The following is a 19,856-nucleotide window of genomic DNA, read 5'->3' as shown; positions in this document are numbered from 1 at the left end:
ATAGAATATAGAGCTAAAGCCGCTTAGGTCATTTTTATTATTTCCACTGTCTACTTGACAGGGGGCAGTTCAAAAGGAAAAAACAACCTTTTGTCCTAGCCTCATTTTTCTATTAAAAAAGTGATCACACCTGCCGATATATAGAATACATACAAAATTTAATCTGACAACAGTATATCGGAAAGGTAAGGTGGGGTGGCATGAGAATTGGAGGGCTTGCGACAGGAATGGATACGCAGCAAATCATTGATGATTTAATGCGCGCAGAGCGGATGCCATTAGATAAATTAACACAACAACGTCAAACGTTAGAGTGGAAACGTGATGACTATCGAGAAATGAATCGATTGTTGAAGAAATTTGATGATTTTATTTTTAATAACATGTTTATGAGAAGTACATTTATGCCAAAGACAGTTATGAGCTCAGATACTTCTAAAGTATCAGCTACAGCGACTGCTTCAGCGGGAGGTACATCTTATACGATTACTAGTGTAGATCGTTTGGCCACAAGTGCATCGAACATAAGTGAGGCAGCAATTTCTGCTGACGAAAATAATAAAATTGATCCGTCGAAAAGTATATGGAGTCAAAGAGATAAGTTTCAAAATCAGATCACTTGGCAACAAGATACTCAACAAGATGAAATTAATGTTTCTAGGGATGGAAATACTTTCCGTTTATCAAAAGGTGCGATTGATTCTACAACACTATCTACAAACGATGTTATTTCTGTGACAAAACCGGGTGTAGATGGAGAGCCTGGTGAGGTAGCAAATTACAACATAACCTATGATCGGGAAAATATTGGCGATAATGAGGTTTTTGTCAACATTGACACTGGAGAACTTATTTTTGGTGGCGATCCATTAGAGAAGGGAAGTACCATCGAAGCAAATTATGACTATAATTATCTTGAATTAGGAATCACTGACTTTGAGGGCGAGGTTGTAGACTTTACATTTGATGGGACACAATCGTTAAATCAGATGTTAAATCGTATTAATAACTCTTCTGCTGATGTAAGTGCTTTTTATGACGAACATAATGATAAAGTCGTTTTAAATCGTACAGAAGCCGGCGTAGGTGCTAGTATTGAATTTGTTGGTGAAAATAACTTCTTCAGAGATGTTCTAAATTTTGATGAAGTCAATGAAAATGAAGGTCAAAATGCTAAGTTTACAATTAATGGGCTGGAAACTGAACGCTCATCTAATACGTTTACAATTGATGGGGTAACATTTACGTTAAAGGATACGTTTGAAAATGGATCAGTAACCTTAAATGCAGTGAATGAAACGGATAAAGTGGTCGACTCGATCACAGAGTTTGTAAACCAATATAATGAGCTCATTCTTGCAATCAATGAAAAGACCCGTGAACCACGCCATCGGGATTATCATCCGTTATCTGAAGAAGAAAAACGTGCAATGTCCGATCGCGAAGTTGAGCTATGGGAAGAGAAGGCTCAAAGTGGGCTTTTACGTAACGATCCTCTGTTAAGAAATGGCTTGAATCAGTTTCGGATGGATGTTTACAACACGGTGAGTGGTGAAGGGATCAACGGAGATTTTAACCTTTTATCGAAGATTGGTATCTCCCCATCTAGTGATTACCGTCAAAATGGTATGTTAGAAATTGATGAAAATAAATTACGTTCAGCTCTTGAAGAAGATCCTGACTCGGTCTATCAACTGTTCATGGCAAATGGTAATGAAAATAGTGAAAAAGGAATTGCACGTCGCTTACGGTCTACCATTTCGAGTACAATTAGAAGCGTAGAGAGTCGAGCAGGGAATGATAGTCGAGGCAATCACCAGTTTACCATTGGACGTGAAATTAATTCAGTAGAAGACCGCATTTCCAACTTCGAGCGACGCTTACAACAAATCGAAGAGCGTTATTGGAATCAATTTACGGCGATGGAACGAGCGATGCAACGTGCCAATGCACAAGCGGATCAGCTGTTCTCGTTTATGGGGAACGGTATGTGGTAGGCTCGTTTCACACGAATGTTACATGTAACAATAAAAGTTTTCATTATAAGAGTCTGTTCAAAAAGGGGTGTTTTCCCCCCGTTTGAACAGACTTGAGGCAATGAGTGGAGCCATTGCAAACACTTTTTAAACAAGCTCTATAATAGATCGTAGAGGTCATTCGATAGATAAATCGTTTTATAGAAAGGGTGTCACAATTGGCAATGAATAATCCGTATGAGGCATATCGGAAGCAAATGAAACCCAATGCCCCAAAAAAAGATGGTGCCACAAGTCAGGCACAGCCGGTAGCAAGACCGCAGCAACCGACAGCAACACCACAAACGAGCGCAACATCGTCGCAACAAGCAACGCGCCCAGCAGCACAACAACAAACCCAAGTTGGGCAAACGGCAAGCACGACGAAGCAAGCAAATGCAAACCCATACGCAAGTTATCAGCAAAAAGCGATGAACACCGTTTCGCCTGGGGAGTTGACGTTGAAGCTTTATAATGGTTGTTTGAAGTTTATTCGCCAAGCGAAAACAGCGATCAACGAAAATGACATTGAAGCGCGTAACACGAATTTAACAAAAGCACAAAACATCATTCGTGAGTTGATGATTACGTTAAAAACCGATACAGAAGTCGCTCAAAATATGCTGCGGATGTATGACTTCATTTTAAATCAACTCGTTGAAGCGAATGTGAAAAATGACCTTGAGGCGCTTTCGCAGGCTGAAACTTTTGTTGAGCAATTCCGTGATACGTGGAAAGAAGTCATTAAAATCGATCGTCAAAACCGTCACGGTGCTGGGGAGCAAGCGTAGTGTCTGCCGTCAAGAAGCTCTACATCGTTTCCAAGCAATTTTATGATCACTTGCAGCAACCGTTCCCTGATGAAGAGGCGCGCGAGTCTTATATCGAAAAGGTCGATGACTTTCTCGATAAGCGTGAAGAGCTAATGAAGGAGTTACCTGGTGATTACACAGAAGCGGAGAAAAAGCTTGGGGCTGAAATTATCAAGTTGAATAAGCGCATTAATACGAGACTTGCGCAGCTGAAACAGCAAATTCAGACCGATATCAACGGATTGAAACAGAAAAAGAAAACCGGCATGAAATATGAAAATCCGTACGATGGACCGACCGCTGATGGTGTGTTTTTTGATAAAAAGAAATAGTAGAAGAGTAACTCGGGAAGGATAGGGAGGAGCTTATATCAGCCCCCCCTATCCTTTTTTTATTTTATAAGAATAGATATTTACTCATCCGACAACTTTCGATATAATTCTACAATAACCGAAAAAGGCAAACTTATTGAAAGGTAAGGACGCAAAGCTAAAGGAACTAAAGGCGAGTGAAGCCAATGTTAGCCAGCTGCCAAGCAGAAACGACAACTCCTTTAGTGAAAGTAAGATAGCAATAGAAGGAGTCGAGAGAATTGAACCAATCAGACTTAGAGTTAAAACATGCATTAGATAAATTTGAAACGTTAATTAACGATCTTCCAGATAATCGTACCTCAGTGCCAAAATTCAAAAATTTCGTCGTCTATTTTTTGCGGATTAAACCGAAAAAAGTGACACTACCTACCGCAGAATTAATGGCGGTTCTTAAGCATGAAAAGCCAACCGTGTTTTATTATATGAGAAGTGACTCAAGCCAACATATGATATTTAATCTCGTCACCCATATTGATATGAAGTATGAAACGGCAGTTGAACGCCTAGAAAATGTAAAACAACAATTATAGTCGGCAGATAAAATTGATAAACGTCCTACGATCAAATTCAATGATCGTAGGACGTTTATCGTAGTTAACCATGATTAATAGAAGCGGTTAGGGCGTAATGGAAATGGGGAAAGTATCCACGGGGAGCAAATGGAATCATAGCAGACAAACATTGACCCAATGTGGTCTATTTTTTTTACTTTTTTACAACAAAAAAACGACTCAGTTGTATTGGATTTGGCTAGTAGGTTCATTATGTAGTCATAAACAGGGAGTATCTGACCTATCTAAGTTTCGTCCGTTACAAATGAACCGCTTCAACAAGTTACAGGATTAGTCATTGTAGTTGCAGGAGGGATAAAACTCTTCTAACTTCTAATCGAACATGCAACTTGAATGTATACAGCGTTAGTAAAGGGGAGTATGTAAACATATGGAGGCTGTATACGGGGGATGTTCACATCTCTTTATCCGACAAGAAGCGTCAGGTTGTGAACTGTCTTTATTTTAAGTGAATCTTCAAAATAAATCAACTAATTTTTAGTAAAAAAGACACATAAAACAGAGAGGGTTAATAGTCCAAATTAACTACATAACTCAGTTAATAACGTTTTTTAAGTGTTAACTACTTTGGTGTTCAAGTGATACTCAATTTTGTAGTTTCATTGACACTATGAAGAGGAATTCGGGACGAGAGTCGGGAATAGTTTCTTATAGAGTCTGTTCAAAAAGGATGTTTTCTCGTTTGAACAGACATTGAAGCAATGAGCGGAATCGCTGCAGCTTTTTAAAAGCTTGTTAGGAGTGTTTTTCGCTAGCAAGCACGCAGCGAGTGTAGCCATTGAAAAACATTAATTGAACTTGATCTTATGGCTATCAATTTTTAAAAGAAGGGATGGAGGACATTGATTGATAAAAATATGTATTGCAATGGGGAATGGATTGGAGCGGATTTAGACCGTATCAAAGTAACGAACCCAGCGACTGGAGAGGTCATCGGATCTGTACCGAATGGTGGCAAAAGTGAAACAAAGCAAGCAATCGCAGCTGCCAATGAAGCATTTAAAGGTTGGTCGAAAAAAACGGCAAATGAACGGGCGAGTTACTTAAAGAAACTGTACGAGCTTGTCGTGAATCATAGCGATGAACTGGCGGAGTTGATTACAAAAGAGATGGGGAAGCCAAAACAAGAAGCTGCTGGGGAAGTCGGTTATGGGGCGTCATTTATTGAGTGGTATGCAGAAGAAGGAAAGCGCGTTTATGGGGAGACGATTCCAGCAAGTCATGACAATAAGCGCTTGCACGTCTGGAAACAGCCCGTCGGTGTCGTCGCGGCCATTACGCCATGGAACTTCCCAGCGGCGATGATTACGCGAAAAGTCGCACCAGCGCTTGCGGCAGGATGTACGGTTGTCTTAAAACCTGCAGAAGATACGCCGTTAACGGCACTTCGCATTGCAGAGCTAGTAGAGGAAGCTGGTTTCCCAAAAGGGGTCTTTAACATCGTCACCGGTGCCCCGGATGTGATTGGGACAGAGCTCATGGAAAATCCGATTGTCAAAAAGGTGACGTTTACGGGCTCGACCGAAGTGGGTAAGCTGTTAATGCGCCAAGCAGCTGATAATGTCAAGAAGCTATCACTTGAATTAGGCGGTCATGCGCCATTTATCATTTTAGATGATGCGGATGTTGATAAAGCGGTTCAAGGTGTTGTCGCTTCGAAATTCCGCAATGCTGGTCAGACGTGCGTTTGTGCCAATCGTATATACATTCAGCCGAAGATTTATGACGCGTTCATCGAGAAATTCAACCAGGAAGTCGATAAGCTCATCGTCGGTGATGGTAGCAATGACAACGTTCATATTGGTCCGCTTATTAACCAATCGGCTTACGAAAAGGTTGATCGCCATGTCCAAGATGCACTGAAGCAAGGAGCGAAACTTGTGACTGGTGGATCAGGTTTTGAGCAGGAAGGTGCTTATTTTTATAAACCAACCATTCTAAAAGATGTGAGAGATTCGATGCTGATTATGAACGAGGAAACGTTTGGCCCGGTTGCACCGATTCAACTGATTCAATCCGATGAGGAAGCGGTGCAATTAGCGAACCAAACACCATACGGTTTAGCGGCTTATGTATATAGTGAGGGACTGTCACGAGGAATGAAAGTCGTTGAAGCATTAGACTATGGCATCGTCGGCTGGAATGATGGATTACCTTCTGTCGCTCAAGCCCCGTTTGGCGGAATGAAAGAGAGTGGTTTGGAGCGTGAAGGTGGTCATCACGGAATTGAGCCATTCCTTGAGACGAAGTACGTGTCAATTGGTCTCTGAATACAAATTGTATAAAATTGGAAGAACGTTTCGGTGCGCTTGTTAAGGCAATGGTAACGCTACCAATAAAAAATTTGTCAAAAGATTGCCTTTAAAATGATTTGACGGAAGGATATGGATTTGCTATAGTAAAAGTGTGGAAATTCTTCCACAACGATTTTTATTTACGAAGGGAATGTGAAAGAATGCAAGGTAAAGTAAAATGGTTTAATGCAGAAAAAGGTTTTGGATTCATCGAGCGTGAAGACGGAGATGACGTATTTGTACACTTCTCAGCAATCAATGCTGAAGGGTTCAAATCACTTGACGAAGGTCAAGAAGTAGAATTTGAAATTGTTGAAGGTGCTCGTGGACCACAAGCAGCAAACGTAAACAAGCTTTAATTCACATTCCTAATTTGAAGGATTTGAATAATAGCGCACATACAACCACCTCACTCGTTGGGGTGGTTTTTTGCAGTGCGCAAAGACTGAAATCACGGGGCTGAATTCACAAATTGGACAATGTTTTATCTCTGTTTTAAAAGGGGTAAGGAGTGGGTATGTAGAATATATATATTATGAAAGGAGGAGTTTTGATTATGAACTATAACATTCGTGGTGAGAACTTAGACATAACTCCAGCTTTAAGAGGTTATGTAGAGAAAAAAGTGGGGAAGCTTGAGCGTTATTTTGATACAACACCAATAGCTGACGTACATGTAAATATGCAAGTGTTAAATAACCAGCAGGCGATTGAAGTAACGATCCCGTTACCGCAATTATTGCTACGTGCTGAGGAAATACATGCAGATATGTATGCTGCGATTGATCTTGTGGTTGAGAAGCTTGAGCGACAAATTCGTAAGCATAAAACAAAGGTAAATCGAAAATTCCGCCAAGAAGGCAGTCTAAAATATATGTTTAAAAATGACCTTGAACCAACAGAGGTACAAGAAGATGATGATGAAATTGAAGTGGTGCGTACGAAGCGTTTCAACTTAAAGCCAATGGATGCTGAGGAAGCAATCCTCCAAATGGACATGCTCGGGCACAACTTCTTCGTCTTCTCAAATGCTGAAAACGGTGATACAAGTGTCGTTTACCGCAGAAAAGATGGCAAGTACGGTTTAATCGAACCTGAAGCTTAAGATGTTGATTGAAGAGCACAGCGTACGCTGTGCTCTTTTTAATTAGAAAAATGCTCGTTTTAGACTATATCATTTTGGGAAAGACTAATTTTAGACATAGAATAAAGGTGAACAAGCGTGTGTATAAGATAGAAACAGCTATAGAAGGATTAACGAAAACATGAACGGGCGATCGCCTCGTTTTTTTTTTTTGCTCTTTTTTCGCTTATACATCACTCGACAGTATCGTTCGTAATCTGTCAATAAGCTTCCTTGTATCAGTTGTGGCAACCTGTTAAAATTAGGTTTAAGTGTAAATTTCATTACGTAAAGAACGGGTATAGCAAATGTAAACAAGAGAGGACGATAGATGAATGTTAGGATTATTGAAAAAAGTCATCGGTGATCCAAGTCAGCGTGATTTGAAAAAGATGCAAAAGAAAGTGGATCAAATTGAAGCGTTAAGCGACGAAATGAAGAAACTCTCTGATGATGGTTTACGGCAAAAAACAGAGGAGTTCAAAAAGCGTATTCAAGATGGTGAATCGTTGGATAACATTTTGCCTGAAGCGTATGCTGTCGTTCGCGAAGGCTCAACGCGTATCTTACAGATGACACCATATCCTGTGCAGCTGTTAGGTGCGATTGCGCTCCACCAAGGGAATATTTCGGAGATGAAGACAGGGGAAGGGAAAACATTAGTTGCAACAATGCCTGTCTATTTAAATGCGCTCACAGGAAAAGGTGTTCACGTCGTCACGGTCAATGACTACTTAGCCCGTCGTGATAGTGAGATGATGGGTGAGCTTTACACGTTTTTAGGCTTAACAGTTGGCCTAAATGAAAGCGGACTCTCTAAAGAAGAGAAGAAAGCAGCCTATGAAGCCGACATTACATATGGGACAAACAATGAGTTCGGCTTCGACTATTTGCGTGACAACATGGTTCTTTATAAAGAGCAAATGGTGCAACGTGAGCTTTACTTTGCGTTAGTCGATGAGGTTGACTCAATTTTAATTGATGAAGCGCGTACGCCGCTGATCATTTCTGGCTCGGTTGAACGCTCCACCCAGCTTTACTTACAAGCGAATGCGTTTGTACGCACGTTAAAAAATGAAGAGCATTATACGTATGATGAGAAAACGAAAAATGTGCAGTTAACAGAAGAAGGGGTTAATAAAGCGGAGCGTGGCTTTAACATTGAGAATCTATTCGATCAGCGCCACGTTCAGCTTATCCATCACATTAATCAGGCACTAAAAGCGCATGTGACGATGCACCGTGATACCGATTATGTCGTTGAAGATGGCGAAATCGTTATCGTTGACTCGTTTACGGGCCGCTTAATGAAAGGTCGTCGCTACAGTGATGGTCTTCACCAAGCGATTGAAGCGAAGGAAGGCTTACAAATTCAACGTGAGAGTATGACACTTGCGTCCATTACGTTCCAAAACTACTTCCGTAAGTATGAGACGTTGGCGGGGATGACGGGTACGGCAAAAACGGAGGAAGAAGAGTTTCGTAACATTTATGGCATGAACGTCATGTCGATTCCGACAAATAAACCAATTGCCCGTGAAGATCGTCCTGACTTGATTTACAAAACGATGAAGGCGAAGTTCAATGCCGTTGTTGATGAAATTGAGGAACTCCATAAAAAAGGACAACCTGTGCTTGTCGGTACGGTGAGTGTTGAAACATCTGAGTTGGTTTCCGGCTTGTTGAAAAAACGTCGCGTCCCACACCATGTATTAAATGCGAAAAACCATGAGAAAGAAGCGGAAATCATTGAAAATGCAGGTCAAAAAGGCGCGGTGACGATTGCAACAAACATGGCGGGCCGTGGTACGGATATCAAGCTCGGTGAAGGTGTGATTGAACTTGGTGGTTTGTTCGTCCTCGGGACCGAGCGCCATGAAAGTCGTCGTATCGATAACCAGCTTCGCGGTCGTGCCGGGCGTCAAGGTGACCCAGGTGTGTCTCAATTTTATTTATCAATGGAAGACGAGTTAATGCGTCGTTTCGGTTCCGATAACATGCGTTCGATGATGGAGAAACTTGGGATGGAAGAGGACCAACCGATCGAAAGTAAGCTTGTCACACGTGCAGTTGAAACGGCGCAAAAGCGAGTGGAAGGGAATAACTTTGATGCTCGTAAACAAGTCCTTCAATATGATGACGTTATGCGTGAGCAACGTGAGATTATTTATAAGCAACGTATGGAAGTGCTTGAGTCTGAAAATCTCCGTGAAATTGTCGAGAATATGATCAAGTCGGTGGTTGAGCGCAATGTTCATGCTCATACACCAGCAGAAGAAGTGCCAGAGGATTGGGATATCGCTGCGATTGTCAACTACATGAAAGGCACAGTCTTAAATGAAGGTGACCTGACGGAAAAAGACATTTGGGGTAAAGAACCAGAAGAGATCATTGAAGTCATCTGGGAAAAAATTAAAGCGAATTATGATCAAAAAGAGCAAGAGTTTACGCCTGAGCGCATGCGTGAATTTGAAAAAGTTATCATGCTTCGTTCGGTAGACCGCAAGTGGATGAACCATATTGATCAAATGGACCAACTTCGTCAAGGGATCCATCTACGTGCATACGGTCAAAACGATCCATTGCGTGAATACAAATTCGAAGGCTTTGAAATGTTTGAAGCGATGGTTGCCTCGATCGAGGAAGAAGTTGCGATGTACATTATGAAAGCACAAGTGGAAAGCAACCTCGAGCGTGAAAAAGTTGCTGAAGGAAAAGCCGTGCACGCCGGCTCAAACCAACAGCAAGAGAAAAAGAAAAAGCAACCCGTCAGAAAAGCAAGCACAATCAAACGCAACGACCCATGCCCATGCGGCAGCGGTAAAAAGCATAAGCAGTGCTGCGGAGCGTAAGAGGGGCAATTGTGAATTAAGTAGGTGCCTGGCACTAAAAAGCGGTGCCAGGCACCCAGGTGAATCCCCAAACGGTGTTAACCGTTTGCGTCGACATTAGGAGACGTAGTGGGAATGACGAAGAGGTTGTAAAGAGCCTGAAGTTCGCTCTTTTAAAACCTCGAAGTCATAGCCACGGCAAGGGTTGACCGACAGTTCTATACAAACATAAGTACCAATTAAATGTAATTGAAAACTAACCTGAGGTGAAAGTATGGACTTAGTAGAAGTGAAACAAGAACTTACAACAATGGCTAAACGATTAGCGGACTTTAGGGGGTCTCTTTGACCTCGAAGAAAAAGAGGAACGTATCGCTGAACTCGAAGAAAAGATGACAGACCCTGACTTTTGGAATGATCAAAACGGAGCTCAAAAAGTCATTAACGAATCAAATGCACTTAAAGAACAAGTAAATACATTTAAAAAGATCGAAGGACTCTATGACGATCTTGAAGTATCCTATGAACTCGTTAAAGAAGAAGGTGATGAAGATTTATATGCCGAATTAGAGGACGGCATTAAATCTCTTATCGACCAAACCAATGAATACGAATTACAACTGCTCCTCTCAGAGCCTTATGATAAAAACAATGCGATTCTAGAGCTTCACCCTGGTGCAGGTGGGACTGAATCACAAGACTGGGCGTCCATGCTCTTACGGATGTACACGCGCTGGGCAGAGAGCAAAGGTTTTAAGGTTGAGACGATGGACTACTTACCAGGCGATGAAGCTGGTGTGAAAAGTGTGACGCTCCTCATCAAAGGTCACAATGCCTATGGTTATTTGAAAGCAGAAAAAGGTGTTCACCGCCTTGTAAGAATTTCGCCGTTTGACTCATCAGGACGTCGTCACACATCATTTGTATCATGTGAAGTGATGCCAGAGCTTGACGATGATGTTGAAATCGATATTTCAACGGAAGATTTAAAAATTGATACGTATCGTGCTAGTGGAGCAGGTGGACAGCATGTCAATACGACAGACTCAGCTGTGCGTATCACACATATGCCGACAAACACGGTCGTGACATGTCAAAGTGAACGTTCGCAAATTAAAAACCGTGAACAAGCGATGAAAATGCTAAAAGCGAAGCTCTATCAGCTTAAAATTGAGGAGCAACAGCGCGAGCTTGCAGAGATTCGCGGTGAGCAGAAGGACATTGGTTGGGGGAGTCAAATTCGTTCGTATGTGTTCCACCCATATAGCATGGTAAAAGACCACCGTACAAACCATGAAGTTGGAAATACGAATGCAGTGATGGACGGTGAAATCGGCGGATTTATCGATTCCTACTTGCGCTCACAAATTGATAAGTAAATGATGATAGGGGTTGTCTCACTATAGAGTGGCTCACCTCGGCTTTTGTCTTGAGGGGACCGTTCCATGGCTTGGGAAGGCCTCTTCTTTTTTTTACAAATAATGGGGAGGGTAGAGAGCCATACTAATAGTAATGTTTTCTTCATTAAAGCGTTACCTGAATCGCGTTTACACCTTGTTGTGACGGTGCTATACTACGTTCAGATTTTTAAGTCATAATTTCCTAAAAAAGTGAGCGTGTTCGAACATGAAATCAGCAAGAAGAAATCAACCCGTGAACCCAGGCCTGCAAAAAGCGCTTGAGTATGTGTATATTCTTTTAGGTTCGGCGATCGTGGCGTTATCATTTAATTTATTTTTACTTCCGAACCGAATTGCCTCTGGTGGTGTCAGTGGTTTAAGTACGATCGTTTATGACGTTTTTGCCATTGAACCTGCTTATACACAGTGGGCTTTTAACATACCTTTGTTTATTTTGGGTATCCTACTATTAGGTGGTATGAAATACGGCGTGAAAACGCTGATTGGAACCCTGTTTCTGCCATATGTCGTCTTTTTAACGAGACACCTTGATCCAGCAACAACGGATCCATTACTTGCGGCTTTATTCGGTGGCATAGGTGTTGGAATGGGTCTAGGCATCGTCTTTCGTGCGAGTGCGTCGACTGGGGGGACAGATCTTGCGGCACAAATCATCAATAAGTACACCGGGATTTCACTAGGCGCATGCGTATTTATTATGGATGGGCTGATCGTATTAACGTCAGCGCTCGTCTTTAATTTAGAGCTCGCCTTATATGCACTCATTGCTCTGTTTGTTACAGGGAAAACGATTGATCTCGTTCAGGTGGGTGTCGGCTATGCAAAAGTTGCTTACATCATTTCTAACCATCAGGATGAGGTGCGCCAAGGGATTCTTCGCGATGTTGATCGTGGTGTAACGACGTTGTCTGCCTATGGTGGCTATACGAATGAAGAGCGAAAAGTGATCATGTGCGTGGTGAATCAAACGGAGGTCACAAAATTGAAACAAATTGTCAAAAGCATTGATCCACATGCATTTGTTGTTGTTACGAGCGCGACAGAAGTGCTCGGAGAGGGTTTCAAAAAAGAATAAATCGGTTATAATGGCAGAGTAGGGAAACACCTACAAATTTTGCTAAAAATTAGGGAGGTCAACCTGATGAAAAAGTTTTTAGTAGCAATTTTCGGTTCAGCACTTATTCTTGGTGCTTGTGGCGGGGCAGACGATCCAGTAGATGAAGCTCCAGCAGACGAAGAGGCTCCAGTTGAAGAGGAGGTTCCACAAGAAGATCCAGTAGATGATGGTGATGCAGATGCGGGTGCAGGTGAAGTGGTTTACGACGCAGCACGTGCTCAAGAAACATATGAACAAAACTGCTTAAGCTGTCATGGTGGCGAGTTTGATCAGATCGCTGGTGCGACACTGCAAGGTGGCGAGTTCGACCATATCGTTAGCGCGATTCAAGAAGGACAACCTGGAATGCCAGCAGGCCTAGTTGAAGGTGAAGAAGCAGAAAACCTTGCAGCTTGGTTAGCAGCAAACGCTGAATAATATCATATGAAATGACAAGAATACCTTCGAGTGTGAGGGTATTCTTTTTTTGATTATAAATGGTGAAGGGGCGGAGTGCACGAACCAGGAAGAGTAGTCAGAGATGTACGCTTACTCGCACCGCCTTGGGATAGAAGTTAGCGGGATAGGTCACTGAGGAGGAGAAGTTGTTTCAGAGAAGGGAGCGGAGTAGGTCCATGAACGCCCGGATGAAGGACAAAATGGTGCAGGATCAAGTGTGAGATGTCCTTCATAAGCCGGGATCATTACAAAGCAAGTCGCCCTCACGCTCGCACGATGTCAAACTGCTCCTTCCTTGAAATCAAAATGTAATAATTTTGACAAGTAACAATATAGGCTAATGATGTTATAATGGGTAAGGCGTGATCAAGCGACAAAGGTTGCTATAAAGTATGATGGTTTTACATCATTTTACAATGATCTAGTCCGTCTATGTGAGCGATTGAGCGGGGCTAGGCCGTATGATGTTTTTTTAATGTTGGATATGCAGGAAGTGATAGAACATGATAGATATGAAGGAAGTAAGAAAGACCTATCCGAATGGTGTGAAAGCCCTTAATGGCATTGACATCACCATTGGAAAAGGCGAATTTGTTTATGTTGTAGGTCCAAGTGGTGCCGGGAAATCGACATTTATTAAAATGATGTATCGTGAAGAACGCCCAACACAAGGATCGATTTCGATTGCTGGGACAAACCTAGCGAATTTAAAAGAAAAGCAAATACCACTATTACGCCGTAAGATCGGTGTTGTTTTCCAAGACTTTAAACTGTTACCGAAACTAACAGTCTATGAAAATGTCGCTTTTGCGCTTGAGGTAATTGAGGAGAACCCAGCCACCATTAAAAATAAGGTGATGAAGGTTCTTGATATTGTAAAATTGAAAAACAAAGCGAGGTTCTTACCTGACGAGCTATCAGGTGGGGAGCAGCAACGGGTTTCGGTAGCAAGAGCGATTGTCAATAATCCGAGTGTCTTGATTGCCGATGAGCCGACAGGGAACCTTGATCCAGATACTTCTTGGGAAATTATGGACTTGCTTGAGGAGATTAACAATCGTGGGACGACGATTGTGATGGCGACACATAACAAGGATATTGTTAATACGATTCGTAAGCGTGTGATTGCGATTGATAGTGGACGAATTGTTCGTGACGAAGTAAGGGGGAACTACGGGTATGAAATTTAGAACCTTAGGTCGCCACGGAAAAGAAGGGTTGAAGAACCTAGGGCGCAATGGCTGGATGACGTTTGCGTCGATCAGTGCCGTAACGATCATGCTGTTTGTCGTCGGCGTATTTCTACTATTGATTTTAAATATGAACAACATTGCAACCACAATTGAGGATGATGTTGAAATTCGTGTTTATATCGATTTAACAGCAACGTCGGAACAACAAGATGAGCTTTATCAAGAGATAGAGAAGATTGAACATGTTGATAGCATTGTCTATTTAGATAAAGATGAAGGCCTCGATGATTTAATTGAGAGTTTAGGAGAGCAACGGGAAGCGTTTGAGTCATTGCGTGAGGAGAACCCATTAAATGATACATTCATTGTTCGAGCTGATACGCCGCAATTGACTGAACAAGTCGCTGAACAAATGCAAGACTTACCTTACATTGATCGGATTGATTACGGCAAAGGGGTTGTCGAGCGTCTGTTTGCGGTCACAGATTTAGTGCGTACCGTCGGGCTCGTGCTCGTTGTCGGTCTAATGTTTACGGCGATGTTTTTAATCGCCAATACGATTAAGTTAACGATTGTCGCACGTAAAAGTGAAATTCAGATTATGAAGCTCGTTGGAGCGACAAATGGTTTTATTCGTTGGCCGTTTTTCATTGAAGGCTTACTTTTAGGTGTGTTTGGAGCACTCATTCCAATTATCGTATTGTTTATTGGTTATACACAGATTTACGAGCGTTTTGGTGAGCAGTTACAATTAGTATTTTTTGAATTGTTGCCCGTTTATCCGTACGGGTTTCAAGTCGCTGCAATTTTACTAGCGATTGGTGCTTTTGTCGGTGTTTGGGGAAGTGTCATGTCTGTACGCAAGTTCTTAAAAGTATAAGTTTCATAGTTTAATGGATTGTGGAAGAGCAAGGGGGAAGTTTGTGGATGAAGCGTAAAGCAGGTATCGTGTTTCTAGCCTTTGGCTTAGGAGTTAGCGGTTTGTTTACAGGTGTAGGTGGGGACAGGTCATTTGCGAATAGTTCCTTAGAAGAGCGGCTAGAAGGTGTCCAAAGTGAACGGTCGCAAAAGCAACAAGAAGCGGAGCAAACGGAGGCTGAAATTCAAAAGCTTGAAGAAGAGATGAGAGAGCTTGAAGAAGAGATTCGTGAAATTGATGAACAAATGACACAAACGAATCAAAACATCCGTGAAAAAAAAGAAGAGATTGAGGAAGTTCGTGAGCGAATTGAAGAGCTGCGTGAACAAATTGCCATTTTAGAAGAGCGTATTGCTGAGCGTGATACACTTTTAAAAGATCGGGTGCGTTCGATGTATCAAACAGGTGGTTCCGTGAACTATTTAGAAGTGTTGCTCGGGGCACAAAGCTTCGGTGATTTTCTTGACCGAATTGGTGCATTAACGACGATCGCCACGCAAGATCGCAACATTCTAGAGGCTCACATTGAAGATCAGAATTTGCTTGAGGAAACGAAAGAGCAAGTCGAAGAAGAGCTTGCGACGTTAGAAGGTCACCTCATTCAATTAGAGGAATTAATGGATGATTTAGAAGGTCAGCTCCAGCAAAAAGATCGAGTGATGGAGCGATTGCAAAAGGAAGAAGATGACTTACATGGTCACCTAGGTGAGTTAGAGGATGCCGAAAGTGTCCTGGCTCAACAAGAGCAAGCGATTCAACAAGAGTTAGAGGCTTATCGTGAGCGTCAACGTCAGCAAGAGCGAGCGCGTCAAAACAACACCAATAATAGTAGTTCGGCTAACCAAGTCATCGGCAATGGAACGCTTGCTCGACCGGCAGAAGGTAGGAATTCTTCTAACTTTGGTTGGCGTGTACACCCAGTCCATGGTGGCCAAAGGCTTCACCGCGGCATGGATATTGCCAATTCAACTGGGACACCGATTTATGCATCTGAATCTGGAACGGTGATTACGTCGCGTTACATGAGTGGCTATGGAAATACAGTGATGATCTCTCATAACATTGATGGACAAGTATTGACGACTCTATATGCACACTTAGATTCTTTGACTGTATCATCTGGAGATCGCGTGGGGCGTGGTGATCAAATTGGACGAATGGGGCAAACAGGAACAGCAACAGGGCCACACCTCCATTTTGAAGTTCATGAAGGCCCTTGGAATGGCGATGCAAATGCTGTTGATCCCCGGAACTATCTAGACTAACAATCGATTCATACCTTTAGGCAAAACTAGTATTCGTATGGTACAGTTTTAGCAGATAGAAACAAACATATTCCGTACAAGCTTCTCATATACTAAAACATGAGCTGTAAGGCATTGCATCTTTTTGGATGTAGTGCCTTTTCCTGCAAAAAAATGGGGTGGATAAAATGAATGAAAGAGGTAAGTTACTAGCGCTCGCTGTTATCGTCTCACTGCTCATTGGTGCGGGCGGAATGTACGCTGGTATGAGTGTGTTTACTGATCAACCAGATGATGCTGTTGCTGAAGGCTCTGCCCCTCTATTCCCCGCACCAGGTGAGGGAGTTGAGCTAAGTGAAGAAGCACTCGTTAAGTTTGGAAAAGCGTATCAATTGATTAATGAGCGGTATGTTGAAGCAGTTGATGAAGAAATGCTGTTAGAAGGTGCGATTGAGGGTATGCTTGGCACCTTAGAAGACCCATATTCAGTCTATATGGACAGAGAAACGGCTCAACAATTTATGGAATCATTAGACTCTCATTTTGAAGGAATTGGTGCTGAAGTTAGTATGACAAATGGCAATGTAACGATTGTTGCCCCATTCCGTGATTCACCTGCAGAAAAAGCGGGATTGCAACCGAATGATCAAATCCTAGAAATCGATGGTGAAAGCATTGAAGGACTGTCATTATACGAAGCAGTATTGCAAATCCGTGGTGAAAAAGGAAGTATCGTTAATTTAACGATTGATCGTCAGGGTGTCAATGATCCGATTCAGATTGACGTTGAGCGTGATGAAATTCCTTATGAAACGGTCTACACCGATCTGATTGAACATCAAGGTCAGAAAGTTGGTGTGATTGAGATAACGTCATTCTCTGAAGATACGTCAAAAGATTTTGCCGCTGGTTTGAACCAACTGGAGGAACAAGGCATTGATGGGTTGATTATCGATGTGCGCGGAAATCCGGGTGGTTACTTGAATAGTGTTGATGAGATTGGTAATCTTGTGATTCCAAATAATGAACCGATTGTTCAAATTCAAGATCGCAGCGGTGAACGAGTTCGCTATCTTTCTTCATTAGAAGAAGCGAAGCCTTACCCGATTATTGGTGTGATCGATCGTGGTAGTGCGTCTGCATCGGAAATTTTAGCTGGCGCTCTAAAAGAGGCTGGCGGTTATGACCTTGTTGGCGAAACAACGTTTGGAAAAGGGACGGTACAACAAGCGATTCAGTTAGGTGATGGCAGTGAAATTAAATTGTCATTATTTAAATGGCTGACATCAGCAGGGAACTCGATCAATGAAGTTGGTGTTGATCCAACGATTGAAGTTGAGCAACCAGCATATTTCTACTTATCACCTCTTCATGTCGAGGATGATGAAATGCTGGAGTATGATATGATTAATCAGCAAATTGCCAATGCGCAAGAGATGCTAAAAGGTCTTGGATTAGAGCCGGGACGGACAGACGGCTATTTTAGTTCACAAACCGAAGCTGCGGTAAAAGCTTTCCAAGAGACGCAAGGTCTTGAGGTGACTGGTAAAATTGGTGCTGAAACGGCATCAGCTCTTCATCAGCAAATTCTTGAAGAAGTCCGCGATGAGGCGAATGATCGCCAGTTAAATACAGCGATAGAGTTACTACTACAGCAAATCTCTAATGATTAGTCACTGACCACGCAAGAACGAAGTCAAAAAGCAGGAACAAATCCTTGAATTGTCGAAGTACATTCATAGTTTAGGACTAGGCTATGAATGTGCTTTTTTTGTTGTGGTCAAGGTAGCCTTCGGGAGCATCCGGCGATTCTAGGGAGTCGTGGACAGAGCGGCCCTTATTTGTGACAAAATCATCGTTTTTAGGAAGTGACCGGACAGATGGTTCGTTATTTAGCACAAATCTAGAGGAAACAGTCGGGTTTTGGATGAATAGAGGACTCACGGTCCGCATTGGTCGAAATGGCTGCGATATCAACCAAATAAGGTATTGAGGGTCCGCTTTGTACGTCTAGACTGCAAGTTTGTGCCCGCTCGATCCTTGATATAAGGTATAATTGAGTGGTGAAAATCTTAGAAAGTCTCTTCAAACGGAGGAAACACCGCTTTTGAAAAGGCTCTAAAAGTACATTTTCGATTTGATACAGTAGTTTTCAGGAAGTTGAGGGGGAGCAAATGGTAAGTACAATAGCAGTTGATTTGCTAATCGGGGTTGGACAGTTTTTGATCCATCCACTCGTATACATAAGTGTTGTGATCATGTTTTTAATTGGGTATCGCCGGGTGAAGCGTGAGCGGTATGACTTCCATACGCGTGTCTATGATGTCGTTGATGATATCATACAACCATTATTGCCAGGAGTACTTGTCGGTTTAGTGCTATCGGCTGTTACATTGGCGTTAGGGCTTGTCGTTCCGTTTGAATGGATTGTTCTTGTTGCTCTTATTCATATTGGGATTAGTTTAACATGTCAAGTTCGCTGGTTATCGCCGGCATATACCATTGGAACGTCATTAATCATTTTAATGCTCTTACCGTTCATCCATACGGATCAGGCAACAATAAGTCAATGGGTTATCGCGCTTGAAGAGGTTTCGCTCATTCACGTCGGTATTCTTCTTGGTGTCCTGTTACTTGCCGAAGGGGTACTGATATGGAAATATGGTGCCAAGCAAACATCACCACGCCTTGTCCTCAGCAGAAGAGGAAGGTATATCGGGGCTCATGATGCGAAGCGGTTGTGGCTCGTTCCTTGTTTATTGCTTGTCCCTGGTGGGGCGATTCCGTTCCTTTCTTGGTGGCCGATGATTCCGATTGGTGGGGCTGAGTCGACAGTTAGCTTGATGTTTGTTCCGTTTTTGGTTGGTTTTCAACAGTGGGTGAGTGCTACATTACCACAAGAGATGATGAACTTTGTTGGTAAGCGTGTGTTTGCGCTCGGGCTTGTCATCTGTGCGTTTGCCGCTGTGGCGATGTATGTGCCTGTATTCGTACCGTTGCTTGTTGTTGCTGCGATTTGTGGGCGTGAAGCCTTGTGGGTGTTCCATCGCATTCGTGCCGATGAGAAGACGAGTATGTTCTCGGAGCGTGAGCAAGGGATTGTTATTCTCGGTGTGATTCCAGGGACGACTGCGGAAAAAATGAAGCTGAAGGTCGGCGAAGTGATTACGAAAGTGAATGGAATCCCTGTCAAAACCGATCTTGAGTTTTATGAAGGCCTCCAAAAAAATTCAGCCTTTTGTAAGTTAGAAGTGAAAGATCATGCCGGTGAAATTCGCTATGCACAAGCGGCTCTCTATGAGGGAGGCCATCACCAAATTGGCGTGCTGTTTGTCAAGGAGGATTACCCACTGCAAGATTCAGTTGTATAGGAAAAACGAAATCAGTCATGAAGGTTCATGGCTGATTTTTTTCTGATATATGATAAAGAGTAAAAAGTGGACAGTTGTGCCGAAATCGTACTGCCTTCACCTAACTTTAGCCTCATACACATAGATTATGAC

General features: G+C 42.5%; 15 protein-coding genes, 1 pseudogene and 1 riboswitch. All 16 genes and pseudogenes read left to right on the top strand.

All coding sequences use genetic code 11. The features are described 5' to 3' along the window. Positions 1-200: 200 nt before the first annotated feature. Complete coding sequence (gene fliD, locus KH400_RS18990) at positions 201-1,997, top strand: flagellar filament capping protein FliD (RefSeq protein WP_217227402.1); 1,797 nt, start codon at positions 201-203, stop codon at positions 1,995-1,997. 419 nt (positions 1,998-2,416) lie between these two features. Further along, positions 2,417-2,806: pseudogene (gene fliS, locus KH400_RS24205) on the top strand (flagellar export chaperone FliS); the annotation flags it as partial. Beyond that, positions 2,806-3,159, top strand: coding sequence for a flagellar protein FliT (gene fliT, locus KH400_RS18980; protein ID WP_217227400.1), 354 nt, complete (start codon positions 2,806-2,808; stop codon positions 3,157-3,159). The pseudogene fliS and the gene fliT, both read left to right, overlap by 1 nt. A gap of 116 nt (positions 3,160-3,275) precedes the next feature. Beyond that, positions 3,276-3,363: riboswitch (cyclic di-GMP riboswitch) on the top strand. Positions 3,364-3,419: 56 nt separating this feature from the next. Beyond that, complete coding sequence (locus KH400_RS18975; RefSeq protein ID WP_217227398.1) at positions 3,420-3,731, top strand: hypothetical protein; 312 nt, start codon at positions 3,420-3,422, stop codon at positions 3,729-3,731. A gap of 887 nt (positions 3,732-4,618) precedes the next feature. Further along, positions 4,619-6,043 carry an NAD-dependent succinate-semialdehyde dehydrogenase gene (locus KH400_RS18970; protein ID WP_312889276.1) on the top strand — a complete coding sequence of 475 codons (1,425 nt, stop codon included), beginning with the start codon at positions 4,619-4,621 and terminating at the stop codon, positions 6,041-6,043. Between the two features lie 185 nt (positions 6,044-6,228). Next, the gene (locus KH400_RS18965) at positions 6,229-6,426 is read left to right on the top strand and encodes a cold shock domain-containing protein (RefSeq protein ID WP_217227396.1); all 198 of its coding nucleotides are present in this window, start codon (positions 6,229-6,231) and stop codon (positions 6,424-6,426) included. Between the two features lie 197 nt (positions 6,427-6,623). Further along, the gene (hpf, locus tag KH400_RS18960) at positions 6,624-7,172 is read left to right on the top strand and encodes a ribosome hibernation-promoting factor, HPF/YfiA family (RefSeq protein WP_217227394.1); all 549 of its coding nucleotides are present in this window, start codon (positions 6,624-6,626) and stop codon (positions 7,170-7,172) included. Between the two features lie 353 nt (positions 7,173-7,525). After that, the gene (gene secA / locus KH400_RS18955) at positions 7,526-10,042 is read left to right on the top strand and encodes a preprotein translocase subunit SecA (RefSeq protein WP_217227392.1); all 2,517 of its coding nucleotides are present in this window, start codon (positions 7,526-7,528) and stop codon (positions 10,040-10,042) included. Positions 10,043-10,295: 253 nt separating this feature from the next. Beyond that, a protein-coding gene (prfB, locus tag KH400_RS18950) for a peptide chain release factor 2 (protein ID WP_217227390.1) occupies positions 10,296-11,400 on the top strand; the annotation gives its coding sequence in 2 pieces (ribosomal slippage) (positions 10,296-10,367 and positions 10,369-11,400; 1,104 coding nt in all). Positions 11,401-11,647: 247 nt separating this feature from the next. After that, the gene (locus tag KH400_RS18945; protein WP_217227388.1) at positions 11,648-12,517 is read left to right on the top strand and encodes a YitT family protein; all 870 of its coding nucleotides are present in this window, start codon (positions 11,648-11,650) and stop codon (positions 12,515-12,517) included. Between the two features lie 66 nt (positions 12,518-12,583). Then, positions 12,584-12,976: a c-type cytochrome gene (locus tag KH400_RS18940; protein WP_217227386.1), complete on the top strand. Its 393-nt coding sequence runs from the start codon at positions 12,584-12,586 to the stop codon at positions 12,974-12,976. A 524-nt stretch (positions 12,977-13,500) separates the two neighbouring features. Further along, on the top strand, positions 13,501-14,187 hold the full coding sequence (ftsE, locus tag KH400_RS18935) for a cell division ATP-binding protein FtsE (protein WP_217227384.1): 687 nt from the start codon (positions 13,501-13,503) through the stop codon (positions 14,185-14,187). Beyond that, positions 14,177-15,070 carry a permease-like cell division protein FtsX gene (ftsX, locus tag KH400_RS18930; RefSeq protein WP_217227382.1) on the top strand — a complete coding sequence of 298 codons (894 nt, stop codon included), beginning with the start codon at positions 14,177-14,179 and terminating at the stop codon, positions 15,068-15,070. Before ftsE ends, ftsX begins: the two co-directional genes overlap by 11 nt. A gap of 47 nt (positions 15,071-15,117) precedes the next feature. Next, positions 15,118-16,374: a peptidoglycan DD-metalloendopeptidase family protein gene (locus tag KH400_RS18925; protein WP_217227379.1), complete on the top strand. Its 1,257-nt coding sequence runs from the start codon at positions 15,118-15,120 to the stop codon at positions 16,372-16,374. 167 nt (positions 16,375-16,541) lie between these two features. Further along, entirely contained in the window at positions 16,542-18,026 is a 1,485-nt protein-coding gene (locus tag KH400_RS18920; protein ID WP_217227378.1) for a S41 family peptidase, read from the top strand. Positions 18,027-18,527: 501 nt separating this feature from the next. After that, positions 18,528-19,724 (top strand): PDZ domain-containing protein, encoded by a 1,197-nt coding sequence (locus tag KH400_RS18915; protein ID WP_217227376.1) that lies wholly within the window; start codon positions 18,528-18,530, stop codon positions 19,722-19,724. Positions 19,725-19,856 lie beyond the last annotated feature (132 nt).

Origin of the sequence: Desertibacillus haloalkaliphilus, assembly GCF_019039105.1 — a bacterium.
GTDB lineage: Bacteria > Bacillota > Bacilli > Bacillales > KJ1-10-99 > Desertibacillus > Desertibacillus haloalkaliphilus.
Note: the sequence above shows the minus strand (reverse complement) of the source record. Positions and strands in the feature narration are given on the sequence as shown.

Excerpts from the sequence above, each read along its gene's own strand:
- fliD (WP_217227402.1), top strand. The coding sequence starts at position 201 with ATGAGAATTGGAGGGCTTGCGACAGGAATGGATACGCAGCAAATCATT.
- KH400_RS18965 (WP_217227396.1), top strand. The coding sequence starts at position 6,229 with ATGCAAGGTAAAGTAAAATGGTTTAATGCAGAAAAAGGTTTTGGATTC.
- hpf (WP_217227394.1), top strand. The coding sequence starts at position 6,624 with ATGAACTATAACATTCGTGGTGAGAACTTAGACATAACTCCAGCTTTA.
- secA (WP_217227392.1), top strand. The coding sequence starts at position 7,526 with ATGTTAGGATTATTGAAAAAAGTCATCGGTGATCCAAGTCAGCGTGAT.
- KH400_RS18945 (WP_217227388.1), top strand. The coding sequence starts at position 11,648 with ATGAAATCAGCAAGAAGAAATCAACCCGTGAACCCAGGCCTGCAAAAA.
- KH400_RS18940 (WP_217227386.1), top strand. The coding sequence starts at position 12,584 with ATGAAAAAGTTTTTAGTAGCAATTTTCGGTTCAGCACTTATTCTTGGT.
- ftsE (WP_217227384.1), top strand. The coding sequence starts at position 13,501 with ATGATAGATATGAAGGAAGTAAGAAAGACCTATCCGAATGGTGTGAAA.
- ftsX (WP_217227382.1), top strand. The coding sequence starts at position 14,177 with ATGAAATTTAGAACCTTAGGTCGCCACGGAAAAGAAGGGTTGAAGAAC.
- KH400_RS18925 (WP_217227379.1), top strand. The coding sequence starts at position 15,118 with ATGAAGCGTAAAGCAGGTATCGTGTTTCTAGCCTTTGGCTTAGGAGTT.
- KH400_RS18920 (WP_217227378.1), top strand. The coding sequence starts at position 16,542 with ATGAATGAAAGAGGTAAGTTACTAGCGCTCGCTGTTATCGTCTCACTG.
- KH400_RS18915 (WP_217227376.1), top strand. The coding sequence starts at position 18,528 with ATGGTAAGTACAATAGCAGTTGATTTGCTAATCGGGGTTGGACAGTTT.